Genomic DNA, 13237 nt, shown 5'->3' on the forward strand with positions numbered 1-13237 from the left:
CCTTCTTCACCTTCACGCCGAGAGGTCTCTTTCCATGTCGTCCTTCGGACCGGCCAGTCATCACATATCGCGCCGCGTGGCAGCGGTCGCCGTCAGCCTCTTCCTGGCCGGGGGTGCAGTGGCCTGCGGGCCCGAGGACGCCGCGGACAAGGCGGGCGCCGACGCCAAGCCGGGCGCCGCAGGGGGCGCGCCGCAGAAGGGCGGCACCCTCACCGTCCTCAACTCCGAGCCGCAGAGCGACTTCGACCCGGCCCGGCTCTACACCTCGGGCGGCGGCAACGTCCCCTCGCTGGTCTTCCGCACGCTCACCACCCGCAACCGGGAGGACGGCGCACCGGGCACCAAGGTCGTCCCCGACCTCGCCACCGACACCGGCAAGCCCAACGCCGACGCCACCGAGTGGACGTACACGCTCAAGGACGGGCTGAAGTACGAGGACGGCTCCCCGATCACCACCGCCGACATCAAGTACGGCATCGAGCGGTCCTTCGCGGCCGAACTGTCGGGCGGCGCCCCCTACCTGCGGGACTGGCTGGTCGGTGGGGAGAGCTACGAGGGCCCGTACAAGGACGGCGGCAAGGGCCTCGACTCGATCGTCGTGCCCGACGCGAAGACCATCGTCTTCAAGCTGCGCAAGCCCGAGGGCGAATTCCCCTTCGTCGCCACCCAGACGCAGTTCGCGCCCGTCCCCAAGGCCAAGGACACCGGCGCCAAGTACGAGGAGCACCCGGTCTCCTCGGGCCCGTACAAGGTCGTCAAGAACGACAACGACGGCGAGCACCTCACCCTGGAGCGCAACGAGCACTGGGACCCCAAGACCGACGAGGAGCGCAAGGCCTACCCGGACAAGATCGACGTCCGCTCCGGGCTGGACTCCGCGGTCATCAACCAGCGCCTGACCACCAGCTCCGGCCCCGACGCGGCCGCCATCACCACCGACACCAACCTCGGCCCGGCCGAGCTCGCCCAGATCGGCGACGACAAGCAGCTGGCTGCCCGCGTCGGCACCGGACACTTCGGCTACGTCAACTACCTGGCCTTCAACCCGAAGGTGGCCCCCTTCGACAACCCGAAGGTCCGCCAGGCCGTCTCCTACGCCATCAACCGCACCAGCGTGATCAACGCGGCCGGCGGCTCCGCCCTGGCCGAGCCCGCCACCACCTTCCTGCCCGAGACCGAGGCCTTCGGCCACGCGCCCTACGACCACTTCCCCGCGGGCAAGGCCGGCGACCCGGCCAAGGCGAAGGAACTGCTGAAGGAGGCGGGCTTCCCCGACGGCATCACCATCACGCTCACCCACTCCACCGCGCAGAACCGGCAGACCAGCCCCGAGGTCGCCACCGCCGTGCAGCAGGCCCTCGCCGCCGCGGGGATCACCGTCAAGCTGGAGGGCCTGGAGAACAACGCCTTCAACGAGCGCCGCTGGGACGTCAAGAACACCCCCGGCTTCTTCCTCTCCCGCTGGGGCGCCGACTGGCCGTCCGGCGGTCCCTTCCTCGCGCCGATCTTCGACGGCCGGCAGATCGTGACCAACGGCTCCAACTACAACCACGCGCAGCTCGACGACCCGGCCGTGAACGCCGAGATCGACGAGATCGCCAAGCTGACCGACCTCAGCGCGGCGGGCAAGCGCTGGGGCGCCCTCGACAAGAAGATCGGTGAGCAGGCCCTCACGGTGCCGCTCTTCCACCCGGTCTACAAGCGCCTCGTCGGCAAGGACGTCAAGAACGTCGTCATCAGCGACTGGACCGGCGTCCTCGACATCTCGCAGGTCTCCGTCAAGTGAGCCTGCTCCTCGACCCGGCCGAGAAGCCGGCGTCCGCGCCCGGGGCCGTCCCCCCGGGCGCGGGGGCCCTGCGCCAGGCCGCCCGGCGGCTGCGCCGCCGCCCGGCGGCCCTGGCGGCCGCCGGCGTCCTCGCGCTGCTCGTCCTCCTCGCCCTGGCCGCCCCGCTGATCTCCCAGCTCACCGGCCAGGACCCGAACGCGTACCACGACGACCTCGTCGACTCCGCCCGCGGCGGCGTACCGACCGGCTCCTTCGGCGGGATCTCCGCCGACCACTGGCTCGGCGTCGAACCGGGCACCGGACGCGACCTGTTCACCCGGCTCCTGCACGGCGCGCAGGTGTCCCTGCTGGTCGCCCTCGGCGCCACCGCCGTGCAGATCAGCGTCGGGGTGGCCGCCGGACTCGCCGCCGCGCTCGGCAACCGGTTCGTGGGCCAGCTCATCGGCCGGGTCACCGACCTGATGATCGCCCTGCCCATGCTGGTCCTCGGCATCGCCCTGACCGCCGTCGTGCCCCCCGGCTTCCCGCGTCCGCTGCTGCTGATCCTCATCATCGGCCTGCTCGACTGGGGCGCCACCGCGCGGATGGTGCGCGCCCAGACCCTCGCCCTGCGCGACCTGGACTTCGTCGACTCCGCCCGGCTCTCCGGCAACAGCACCTGGCGCATCGCCCGCCGCGAACTGCTGCCCTCGCTGGCCGCCCCCGTCATCACCCTCGCCGCGATCAAGGTCCCGACCAACATCGTGGCCGAGGCCTCGCTGTCCTTCCTCGGGGTCGGCGTCAAACCGCCCACCCCCTCCTGGGGGCAGATGCTCTCCAGCGCGCAGACCTGGTTCCGCGCCGACCCCCTCTACGTGCTGCTCCCCGCCGGGCTGCTGTTCGTCACCGTGCTCGCCTTCACCGTCCTCGGCGACGCCGTGCGCACGGCCCTCGACCCGCGCGAGGACTCGCGCCTGCGGGTCGGCACCAGAAAGGAGCGCTCGGCGTGACCCTCTTCGTGCTCAGGCGGACCGGCGGCGCGCTGCTCGTGCTGCTCGCCCTGTCCGCCGTCGTCTACGCCCTCTTCTACCTGGCCCCGGGCGACCCCGCCCGGCTCGCCTGCGGGGAGCGCTGCAACCCGGCGCAGATCGCCCAGGTCCGCGAGCAGCTCGGCCTGAACGACTCCGTGGCCGTGCAGTACCTGCACTTCCTCCAGGGCATCCTGCTCGGCCGGGACTACTCCGGCGGCGCCGGGCTCGTCGTGCGCTGCGACGCCCCGTGCCTGGGGTTCTCGTACCAGAACGACCAGCAGGTCACCGCGCTCGTCCTGGAGCGGCTGCCCGCCACCCTCTCGCTGGCGGTCGGCGCGCTGGTCATCTGGCTGCTGGTCGGCGTAGGCACCGGGCTGCTCTCGGCGCTGCGCCGCGGCGGGTTCACCGAACGGGCCCTGACCGTCCTCACGCTGGCCGGCACCGGCACCCCCGTGTTCATCCTGGGCCTGCTGCTGCTCATGGCCGTCTGCGCCCACCTGCAGTGGCTGCCCTTCCCGACCTACGTGCCGCTGGGCGAGGACCCCGAGCAGTGGGCCTGGAACCTGCTGCTGCCCTGGGTGACGCTCGGCCTCTTCGAGAGCGCCAAGTACGCCCGTCTCACCAGGAGTTCTACCCTGGAGACGCTCGCCGAGGACCACATCAGGACCTTCCGCGCCTACGGGGTCCCGGAGCGGTCCGTCGTCACCCGGCACGCGGTGCGCGGAGCCGTGGCACCCGTGATCGCGCTCAGCGCCGTGGACTTCGGCACCATGCTCGGCGGCGCCGTGCTGACGGAATCCCTCTTCGGGATCCCCGGCCTCGGCAAGACCCTGATCGACGGGGTGCGGGTCGTGGACCTGCCCGTCGTGGTGGGGGTCGTCCTGACCATCGGCACCGCCGTGGTCGTCGCGGGCGCCGTCGCCGACCTGTTGTACGCCGCAGCGGACCGGAGGGTGGCCCTCGTATGACGCAGGCGTTGGTGGAAGTGCGCGACCTCGTCGTCGACTTCCCGGTCGGAGGAGCGGGCGAGCGGCTACGGGCCGTGGACGGGGTCTCCTTCACCCTGGAGGGCGGCCGCGCCCTCGGCATCGTGGGCGAGTCCGGCAGCGGGAAGTCCACCGTCGCCGCCGCCCTGCTGGGCCTGCACCACGGGACCGGCGCCCGCCTGGACGGCACCGTCCGGGTCGGCGGCACCGACCCGGCCTCGGCCTCCCCGCAGGAACTGCGCCGGCTCCGGGGCGGGACGGCCGCCATGGTCTTCCAGGACCCGCTCAGCTCCCTCGACCCCTACTACGCCGTCGGCGACCAGATCGCCGAGGTCCACCGGATCCACGCGGACGTCTCCCGGCGGGCCGCCCGCGCCCGGGCCGTCGAGGTCCTCGACCGGGTGGGCATCCCCGACGCGGCACGCCGCGCGCGGGCCCGGCCGCACGAGTTCAGCGGCGGCATGCGCCAGCGCGTCCTCATCGCCATGGCCCTCGCCTGCGACCCGCAGCTGCTCATCGCCGACGAGCCCACCACCGCCCTCGACGTCACCGTCCAGGCCCAGGTCCTGGACCTGCTGCACGGACTGCGCGAGGAGCGCGGCCTCGGCCTGCTCCTGGTCACGCACGACGTGGGGGTGGCCGCCGAGAGCGTGGACGAACTGCTGGTCATGCGGCACGGAGCCGCCGTGGAACGAGGGCCCGTGGGCCGGATCCTGACCGCCCCGGAGCACCCGTACACCAGGGCCCTGCTGGCGGCCGTACCGCGACTGGACGCCCCGGCCCCGCGACGCCGGCCGGACCCGGCAGAGGGCTCGCGCGCCGGCGTCCCCGTCGTCGAATCCTTCGCGGTGCGGCGCGAGTTCGGGCGCGGCAGGCGCCGGGTCACCGCCGTCGACGGGGTGTCCCTCGCCGTGCACCCGGGCGAGACCCTCGGGATCGTCGGCGAGAGCGGCTCCGGCAAGAGCACCCTCGGCCGGATGCTCGTCGGCCTGCTCGCGCCGAGCTCCGGCCAGGTCAGGCACGGGGGCCGGCAGACGGAGGGGGTGGCCCCGGACGTGCAGATGGTGTTCCAGGACCCCGTCTCCTCCCTCAACCCGCGCCGCTCCGTGGGCGAGTCCGTCGCCGACCCGCTGCGCGCGGCCGGGGAACGGGACGAGGGCGCGATCCGGGCCCGGGTCGAGGAACTCCTCGTGCGCGTAGGGCTGGAGGCCGCGCACTACGACCGCTACCCGCACGAGTTCAGCGGCGGCCAGCGCCAGCGCGTGGGCATCGCCCGCGCCCTGGCCCCCCGGCCCCGGCTGATCGTCTGCGACGAGCCGGTGTCCGCCCTGGACGTGACCACGCAGGCGCAGGTCACCGCGCTGCTGGCGGAGCTCCAGCAGGAGCTGGGCATCGCCCTCGTCTTCATCGCCCACGACCTGGCGGTGGTCCGCCAGGTCAGCGACCGGGTCGCCGTGATGCGCGGCGGCGAGGTGGTGGAGGAGGGCCCGGTGGACGAGGTCTACGACCGGCCGGCCCACCCCTACACGCGGCAGCTGCTGGCCGCCGTACCCGTGCTGGACCCGCTGCTGGCCGCCGCCCGCCGCACCACCCGGCAGGAGGTCTTCGCCTGACCTCCTGCGGGCCGGTCCGGCCGCGCCCCTTTCCCCGTTACTAGCGTGCTCGAACGCGAACCGTACGGGAAAGTTACGACTCTTCACCCCTTCCGGTGGCGCGACGGACAACCGTCCGTCGCGCCTTCGGCATATCCGCTTGAGTTCTTCCGCGGCGGGTCGCCGGACCGACGGTGGCCGCCTGAACGGGAGATCGGGGGTGCCACTCGTGCGGATCGGACTGCTCACGGAAGGTGGTTATCCGTATGCGACGGGCGAGGCGAGGCTGTGGTGCGACCGGCTCGTGCGCGGGCTCCCGCAGCACGAGTTCGAGCTCTACGCCCTGAGCCGCAGCGCCGAGCAGGAGCGCACCCGGGTCCCGCTGCCCGAGCACGTCACCCGGGTCCGCACGGCGCCCCTGTGGGCCCCGGCCGACGACGGGCGGACGTACGCCCGGCGCGAACGGCGCCGCTTCGCCGGCTGCTTCAAGGAACTGGTCCGGGGCATCTGTGCGGGAGAGCCCGAGCCCTTCGCGGCCGGGCTCTACGGACTCGCCGCACTCGCCTGGGACCAGGGCGGCCTGTACGCGGCGCTGCGCTCCGAGTCCGCGGTGCGGACGGTGGAGTCGGCCTGCCGGGCACCGGGCGCGAGCCGCACCGTCCAGGCGGTACGGGTGCCCGACCTGCTGGAGTTCGTCGACGAACTGGAGCGCATGCTCCGGCCGTTGTCCCTCGACTGGTACGAGGAACACGGCGGCCTCGGCGCGGTCGACGTCTGCCACGCGGCGGCGGGCGGGGTGGCGGCCATCCCCGGACTGCTGGCCAAACGCTTCTTCGGGGTGCCCCTGCTCGTCACCGAGTACGGGGTCCAGCTGAGGGCCCACTACCTCGGCCGGCCCGACGACGACCGCGGCCCCGACGCCCGCCCCGCCCTGCGCGCCCTGCTGGCCGCCTTCCACGGCAGGCTGGCCGGGGAGATCTACGCCCAGGCCGACCTCCTGACCCCCGGGAACGCGCACTCCCGGCGCTGGCAGGAGCGGTGCGGGGCCCCGCGGGAGCGGCTGCGGACGGTCTACCCGGGGATGGAGGCGGACCGATTCGCCACCATCGGCGAGGCCGAGGACGGCGGGGACCCCGACACCCTGGTCTGGGTCGGCCGGGTGGAGCCCGCCAAGGACCTGATCGGCCTGCTGCACGCCTTCGCCGAGGTCCGCAGGGCCGAACCGCGCACCCGGCTGCGGATCTTCGCGGGCAGCGCCGAGGCGGGATACCTCGCCGACTGCCGTTCGCTGGCCGCACAGCTCTTCCCCGACGAGGCCGCCGACGCCGTCACCGCCGGGGAGAACCCGGTCACCTTCGAGGAGATCGGCGGGCCCGAGGCCCCCACCTCGGCCGAGGCCCATGCCGCCGGGCAGGTCGTCGTGCTGTCCTCGGTGATCGAGGGCTTCCCGCTCACCCTGGCCGAGGCCATGTTCTGCGGCCGGGCCACCGTCTCCACCGACGTCGGGGCGGTCCGCGAGGTCATCGGCGGCACCGGGCTGGTCGTCCCGCCGCGCAATCCGCGGGCACTCGCCGACGCCTGCCTCTCGCTGCTGCGCGACCCCGAACGGGCCCGGCGGCTCGGCGCGGCGGGCCGGGCGCGCGCCCTGGAGCTGTTCACCGTCGAACAGAACGTGGCCGCCTTCCAGGACATCTACCTCGGCCTGCTGGCCCGCGGATCCGCCCGGCCGGACGGGGAGATCCCCTTCGCCCGGCCCCCGGAGGCCCGGGTCCCGGGCCACTGGACCACCCCCACCTGGGCTCCGGTCCCATCCACGGAGGCATCGGCATGACCGTCGAAGAAGCCACGCCCACGGCTGCCCCGCTCGCCACGCCCGTGCCCGCCCCGGCCCCCGCGCCCGCGTCCGCTCCGGCCCCCGCGCCCGCTCCGGTCCCGGCCCCCGTGCCGGCCGCGGCTCCGGCCGGGATCCGCCGACGGGCCGCCGGGGACCCGGTCAAGGCCCTGCTCCACCGGCACCGGGACCTGTGCGAACGGGCCGTGGACCCGCTGGAGATCGCCGCCGGGCTGGAGGCCCACGGCATCACCGACCGCACCGCCGCACGGTTCCGGCACCGGGACGTCTTCTCGCTCGCCGAGGAGCTGTACGCCCGGACCGCCCGCACCGAGACCCCGGGCGCCGCCACGGGCCTGCTGCCCCGCGAGGTGACCGGCGGCCCCCGCGCGCTGAGGGGCCTGGGCTGCGCCCTGCTGCCCGGGGCCCTCGCCCTCGGCGCCGCCGCCGGGATGCCGTTCGCGGCCACCGCCGCCGCGCTCGCCGCCGTGGCCGCCCTGGTGTGGCCCGGGCGGGCCGCCGGGGGCCGGTTCCCCTGGCTCGCGCACCTGCTCGCCGCGGCCGTCGCCGTCTGGGCCGCCCACCGGTACGGCACCGCCCTCGCCGTCGCCCTGGCACTGGCCGTCGCCCCCGGGCACGTGGCCGCTGCCGCCTACGCCTCCCGGGCTCGCCGCAGGCTCGCCGCCAGCCGGGCCCTGGAGGACTTCGCGGACGGGGCCCGGCCGCTGCTGGCCGGGGCCCTGCTGGGCTTCACCGCAGCCGCCGCGGGGGCGGCCGCGGTCGCCGGAGCACCGCTCGCGCAGGCCCTGCCGCTCGCCCTGCTGCTGTTCCTGACCCGGCTGCTGCTGCGGCACGGCGCCCACCGGGGGCCGCTCGTCGCAGCCCTGGCGCTCGCCCTCGTCCCGTTCCCGGCCGCGGCACCCGCCGCCGCGGCGGGGCTCCTCGTACAGGCGGCGCTCGCGCTGTCCCGGGCCTCCGCGCACGCCCGCCCCTGACGTCCCCCGACCCCCGTCCCGCCACCACGCCCTCCGGAGCCGACGCCGGAGCGCCGTACCCGTACCCCGCCCCATCCACCCACCCGCAAGGAGAACAAGGACATGACCGGCCAGCCAACCGAACAAGGGGTCACGCGATGAGGGTGCTGCTGATCGGAGCCAACGGATACCTCGGCCGCTACGTGGCGGACCGGCTGCTCGCCGACCCCGCCGTCCAGCTCACCGCGCTCGGCCGCGGGGACGACGCCGACGTCCGCTTCGACCTCGCCACCGGCAGCCCCGGCGCGCTCACCCGGTTCCTCGACGCCGTCCACCCCGGCGTCGTCATCAACTGCGCCGGAGCCACCCGCGGCGGAGCCCGGGAACTCACCCGGCACAACACCGTCGCCGTGGCCACCATCTGCGAATCCCTGCGCCGCAGCGGCTGCGGGGCCCGGCTCGTCCAGCTCGGCTGCGCCGCCGAGTACGGCCCCAGCCAGCCCGGATCGTCCACGGCCGAGGACGCCGTGCCGAGACCCGGCGGGCCGTACGGGGTCAGCAAGCTGGCCGCCACCGAACTGGTGCTGGGCTCCGGGCTCGACGCCGTGGTCCTGCGGATCTTCTCGCCCGTCGGCCCCGGCACCCCCGCCGGATCCCCGCTCGGGCGGCTCGCCGAGGCCATGCGCCGGGCGATGCAGTCCGGGGACGGCGAGCTCAAGCTCAGCGGGCTCGGGGTCCAGCGCGACTTCGTCGACGTCCGGGACGTGGCGCGGGCCGTGCACGCCGCCTCGCTCTCCGCGGCCCAGGGCGTGGTCAACATCGGCACCGGCCGTGCGGTCCGGCTGCGCGACGCCGCCGCCGTGCTGGCCCGGGTCGCCGGGTACGGGGGCGCCCTGCACGAGCTGGACCTGCCCCACGGCGGCTCCCCGCAGCCGCACCAGCACCCCGGCCGCCCGACCGGACTGGCCACCATCGGATCCCCCCGGTCCGAGGCCACGTCCGAGCAGCTCGCCGCCGCGGCCCCGCAGCCGTACCCCTACCCCGACGGCTGCGGAGCCTGGCAGCAGGCCGACGTCCGCACCGCCCGGGACCGGCTCGGCTGGCGGCCCCGGATCAACCTGGAGGAGTCCCTCGCGGACATCTGGATGGAGGCGGCGTGCCGCATCTGACCACCCCGCCGGGGGCCACGGCGGCGGCGACCGACGCCGGCCGCCTCGGCCTCGGGGCCCCCGGCTACGCGCACCCGCTGCTCGCCCCGGTCGAGTGGGCGGAGCTGACCCGTCCGGGCACCCCGCTGCACTGGGCCGTGCTCAACGTCACCGACGGCCCGGGCGGCCGTCCCGACCCGCACTGCTCGGAGGCGGCGGTCCGGCTCCGGGCCGCCGGGGCCGGCACGGGGCGCCGGCTGCTCGGTCATCTCGCGATGCGAGACGGCGAGCGGTCCTTCGGAGAGCTGATCTCCGATGCCCACCGTTTCCGCGACTGGTACGGCGTGGGCGGCTTCTACCTCGCCGACGCCCCGGCCGGGAAGGCGGAGCTGGAGCAGGTGCGCCGCGTCGTCGACACCCTGCGGGGGCTAGGGGACGGCCTGCGGATCGTGCTCGGGCACGGCACCCATCCCTATGAGGGCTATGCGGAAACCGCTGATCAACTGGTCACGTTCGCCGGTTCCTGGGCGGACTACCGCTGGTCACAGGTGGCGGAGTGGACCGCCGATCACCCGGCGGAGCTGTTCTGCCACTTCGTCCACGGAGTGCCCCGCACCCACCTGGAGGAGGCCGTCCGGATCGCCCGCTGGCAAGGCGCGGGCACCGTCTGGTTCACGGACCGGCGCGGAAGCGGGGACCGGGACCCGTGGGCCTCGATGCCCGGGTACTGGGACGAAATCGTCTCGCGGATCGGGACGGGTGTCTTGGAATGAAGGAGGCCGTGGCAGTGTTACGGGACAGAACAACCCTTTGAATGCTCCCCGCTTCCGCGGGGATGACCCGCTGGAGTCCCCGTGTCGCTGCCACCCTTGGTTGAGCCAGCCGCAGAGCTCACCGTTGACGAGGTCCGCCGGTACTCGCGGCACCTGATCATCCCCGATGTCGGGATGGACGGCCAGAAGCGCCTGAAGAACGCCAAGGTGCTGGCCGTGGGCGCCGGCGGCCTCGGCTCGCCCGCCCTCATGTACCTGGCCGCGGCAGGCGTCGGCACGCTGGGCATCGTCGAGTTCGACGAGGTCGACGAGTCGAACCTGCAGCGCCAGATCATCCACAGCCAGGCGGACATCGGCCGTTCCAAGGCCGAGTCGGCCCGCGACAGCGTGCTGGGCATCAACCCGTACGTGAACGTGGTCCTCCACGAAGAGCGGCTCGAAGCCGAGAACGTGATGGAGATCTTCAGCCAGTACGACCTCATCGTCGACGGCACGGACAACTTCGCCACGCGCTACCTGGTCAACGACGCCTGCGTCCTGCTGAACAAGCCGTACGTATGGGGCTCGATCTACCGTTTCGACGGCCAGGCCTCGGTCTTCTGGTCCGAGCACGGCCCGTGCTACCGCTGCCTGTACCCGGAGCCCCCGCCGCCGGGCATGGTCCCGAGCTGCGCCGAGGGCGGCGTCCTCGGCGTGCTCTGCGCGTCGATCGGGTCCATCCAGGTCACCGAGGCCATCAAGGTCCTCACGGGCGTCGGCGACCCGCTGGTCGGCCGCCTGATGATCTACGACGCCCTGGAGATGCAGTACCGCCAGGTCAAGGTCCGCAAGGACCCCGACTGCGCGGTCTGCGGTCCGAACGCGACCGTCACCGAGCTCATCGACTACGAGGCCTTCTGCGGCGTCGTGTCGGAGGAGGCCCAGGAGGCCGCGCTCGGCTCCACGATCACTCCCAAGCAGCTCAAGGAGTGGATCGACAACGACGAGCCCATCGAGATCATCGACGTCCGCGAGATCAACGAGTACGAGATCGTCTCGATCCCCGGCGCGAAGCTGATCCCCAAGGGTGAGTTCCTGATGGGCACCGCCCTCCAGGACCTGCCGCAGGACAAGCGGATCGTCTTGCACTGCAAGACGGGTGTCCGCAGTGCGGAGGTCCTCGCGGTCCTGAAGTCCGCGGGCTTCTCCGACGCCGTGCACGTCGGCGGCGGCGTGATCGGCTGGGTCCACCAGATCGAACCGGACAAGCCGGTCTACTAGGACGTCGCGAACGTCCCGAACGTCCCGCAGGGGCCGTACCGCTCGCGCGGTGCGGCCCCTGCGGCGCGTCCGGACCCGGGCCGGACCGGTCAGGTCAGGTGCTCAGCGGTGCGACGGGTGTCCCGGTGGGGTCCGGGGCCGCCGTGCAGACCGAGTTCGCGGCGGGGACCTTCCCGTCCAGCAGGTAGGAGTTCACCGCCTTCTGCACGCACGGGTCGCCGCTGTTGTACGCGCCGTGCCCCTCGCCCTCGTACGTGAGCTCCACGCCGACGCCGGGGCCGAGGCGCTCCGCCATCTTGCGGGCGCCCTCGTACGGGGTCGCCGGGTCGCCGGTGTTGCCGATCACCACGATCGGGGCCGCTCCCGGGGCGGACACGTCCGGGGTGGTCCAGGCGCCCGGGACGGGCCAGTCGGTGCAGCCCATCATCGCCCAGCCGAGGAAGTCCCCGAAGACGGGCGAGGCCGCACGGAACTTGGGCAGCTGCGCCTTGGTCTGCTCCAGGGTGTAACGCTCCTTGGAGTCCGCGCAGTTGATGGCCGTGTTGGCGGCGCCGATGTTGCTGTAGTGCCCCTGCTGGTCACGGCCGTTGAGCGCGTCCGACAGGGCGAGCAGCAGCTGGCCCTGCCCGCCGTCCGCCTCGTCGAGGCCCTGTTCGAGCAGCGGCCACAGCTCCTTGGAGTACAGGGCCTGGGCGATGCCGTTGGTCGCGGCGCTCTGGGTGAGCTGCCGGTCCCCGATGCCGGCGATCGGCTGTGCCTCCAGGTCCTTCTGGAGCTTCATCACGTTCGCCTCGATCTCCTTGGCGGTGCTGCCCTGGAGCCGGCAGGCGTCGCCCCGGTCCACGCAGTCCTGCGCGAAGTTGCCGAGGGCGAGCTGGAACCCCTTGGCCTGGCCGAGCGCGCCCTCCTCGGAGGTCGCGGTCGGGTCCACCACGGCGTCGAAGACGGCCCGGCCGACGTTCTTGGGGAAGAGATGGGCGTAGACCCCGCCGAGTTCGGTGCCGTAGGAGATGCCGAAGTAGTGCAGCTTGTCGTCGCCCAGGGCCTGGCGGATGCGGTCCATGTCGCGGGCGGCGTTCTCGGTGCCGACGTGGGGCAGGATCTTGGCGGAGTTCTTCTCGCAGGCCTTCTGGTACGCGCGGATGTTGTCGACGAAGGCCTTCTCCTCCTGCGGGGTCTCGGGGGAGGAGTCCTGCGCGTAGTAGGCGTCCAGCTGCTTGTCGTCCTGGCAGCGGACGGGGGCGCTGCGGCCCACCCCGCGGGGGTCGAAGCTCACCAGGTCGTAGCGGGCGCGCAGGGCCTCGTACTCCTTGGCGGCGCCGGGCAGGGTGGAGATGCCCGAACCGCCGGGGCCGCCGAAGTTGAAGAGGAGGGAGCCGATGCGCTCGTCCTTCTTGCGGGCCTTCGCGCGGATCAGGGCGATCGGGACGGTCGGGCCCTCGGGTTCCGCGTAGTCGAGGGGGACGTCGAGGGTGGCGCACTGCCAGTCCTTGCCGGGGGCCGGACCGCCGCCCTCCGCGATGCTGGGTGCCTGGCAGTCGCCCCATTCGAGGGGCTCGGCCTCCTTGGCGCCGCCGGCCTTCGTTTTCTTCCCGTCGCCCTCGTCGGAACACGCGCTCGTGCTGAGCAGCGCGGCGGCGAGGGCGGCGGCGACGGTGACCCGCAGGGCGTTAGTCGGCATGTCCCCATCCTGTGGGCACCCTGCTTGGCCCGCTTCCGCGCTGACCCGAACGGGGGCCCCAGTGCTGTGGCCGGAAAGGTTTGCCGGGTCGCGGTGCCCGGTGCGGTGCATCGCAAGGCGGAGGGCCACGGCTCGTACTGGACGTACTTGCGTGGTCCGACAACGCGGGGAGGTGCCGTGCCGGGCGCCGCGACCC

10 protein-coding genes are annotated in these 13237 nt (G+C 73.6%); 9 read left to right on the forward strand and 1 reads right to left on the reverse strand.

The genetic code is table 11. From position 1 onward, the window contains the following. Positions 1–34 precede the first annotated feature (34 nt). The 9 genes from IO30_RS0124840 (at position 35) to moeZ (ending at position 11360) form a co-directional block, all read left to right on the forward strand. A complete protein-coding gene (locus IO30_RS0124840; RefSeq protein ID WP_199920968.1) occupies positions 35–1786 on the forward strand; it encodes an ABC transporter substrate-binding protein in 1752 nt (583 codons plus the stop codon). Then, positions 1783–2775 carry an ABC transporter permease gene (locus IO30_RS0124845; protein ID WP_051858888.1) on the forward strand — a complete coding sequence of 331 codons (993 nt, stop codon included), beginning with the start codon at positions 1783–1785 and terminating at the stop codon, positions 2773–2775. The genes IO30_RS0124840 and IO30_RS0124845 overlap by 4 nt, the downstream gene beginning before the upstream one ends. Then, complete coding sequence (locus tag IO30_RS0124850) at positions 2772–3764, forward strand: ABC transporter permease (RefSeq protein ID WP_031146316.1); 993 nt, start codon at positions 2772–2774, stop codon at positions 3762–3764. The genes IO30_RS0124845 and IO30_RS0124850 overlap by 4 nt, the downstream gene beginning before the upstream one ends. After that, positions 3761–5395, forward strand: a complete 1635-nt coding sequence (locus IO30_RS0124855) for a dipeptide ABC transporter ATP-binding protein (RefSeq protein ID WP_031146317.1) — start codon at positions 3761–3763, stop codon at positions 5393–5395. Before IO30_RS0124850 ends, IO30_RS0124855 begins: the two co-directional genes overlap by 4 nt. Positions 5396–5603: 208 nt before the next feature. Further along, positions 5604–7205 (forward strand): GT4 family glycosyltransferase PelF, encoded by a 1602-nt coding sequence (pelF, locus tag IO30_RS0124860; protein ID WP_037895036.1) that lies wholly within the window; start codon positions 5604–5606, stop codon positions 7203–7205. After that, positions 7202–8200 carry a hypothetical protein gene (locus IO30_RS0124865; RefSeq protein ID WP_078904809.1) on the forward strand — a complete coding sequence of 333 codons (999 nt, stop codon included), beginning with the start codon at positions 7202–7204 and terminating at the stop codon, positions 8198–8200. Before pelF ends, IO30_RS0124865 begins: the two co-directional genes overlap by 4 nt. A 137-nt stretch (positions 8201–8337) precedes the next feature. Next, the gene (locus tag IO30_RS0124870) at positions 8338–9348 is read left to right on the forward strand and encodes an NAD-dependent epimerase/dehydratase (protein WP_031146320.1); all 1011 of its coding nucleotides are present in this window, start codon (positions 8338–8340) and stop codon (positions 9346–9348) included. Beyond that, positions 9336–10100: a spherulation-specific family 4 protein gene (locus IO30_RS0124875; protein WP_031146321.1), complete on the forward strand. Its 765-nt coding sequence runs from the start codon at positions 9336–9338 to the stop codon at positions 10098–10100. The genes IO30_RS0124870 and IO30_RS0124875 overlap by 13 nt, the downstream gene beginning before the upstream one ends. Before the next feature lie 81 nt (positions 10101–10181). Then, positions 10182–11360, forward strand: a complete 1179-nt coding sequence (gene moeZ / locus IO30_RS0124880; RefSeq protein ID WP_031146322.1) for an adenylyltransferase/sulfurtransferase MoeZ — start codon at positions 10182–10184, stop codon at positions 11358–11360. Between the two features lie 94 nt (positions 11361–11454). Here moeZ and IO30_RS0124885 read toward each other — a convergent pair whose 3' ends face one another. Then, positions 11455–13041, reverse strand: a complete 1587-nt coding sequence (locus IO30_RS0124885; RefSeq protein WP_051858889.1) for an alpha/beta hydrolase — start codon at positions 13039–13041, stop codon at positions 11455–11457. Positions 13042–13237 lie beyond the last annotated feature (196 nt).

It is taken from the genome of Streptomyces xanthophaeus (assembly GCF_000725805.1).
GTDB classification, from domain to species: domain Bacteria; phylum Actinomycetota; class Actinomycetes; order Streptomycetales; family Streptomycetaceae; genus Streptomyces; species Streptomyces xanthophaeus.

Bases quoted from the DNA above. Each gene is read 5' to 3' on its own strand.
- IO30_RS0124840 (WP_199920968.1), top strand. From the start codon at position 35: ATGTCGTCCTTCGGACCGGCCAGTCATCACATATCGCGCCGCGTGGCA.
- IO30_RS0124855 (WP_031146317.1), top strand. From the start codon at position 3,761: ATGACGCAGGCGTTGGTGGAAGTGCGCGACCTCGTCGTCGACTTCCCG.
- IO30_RS0124865 (WP_078904809.1), top strand. From the start codon at position 7,202: ATGACCGTCGAAGAAGCCACGCCCACGGCTGCCCCGCTCGCCACGCCC.
- IO30_RS0124870 (WP_031146320.1), top strand. From the start codon at position 8,338: ATGAGGGTGCTGCTGATCGGAGCCAACGGATACCTCGGCCGCTACGTG.
- IO30_RS0124885 (WP_051858889.1), bottom strand. From the start codon at position 13,041: ATGCCGACTAACGCCCTGCGGGTCACCGTCGCCGCCGCCCTCGCCGCC.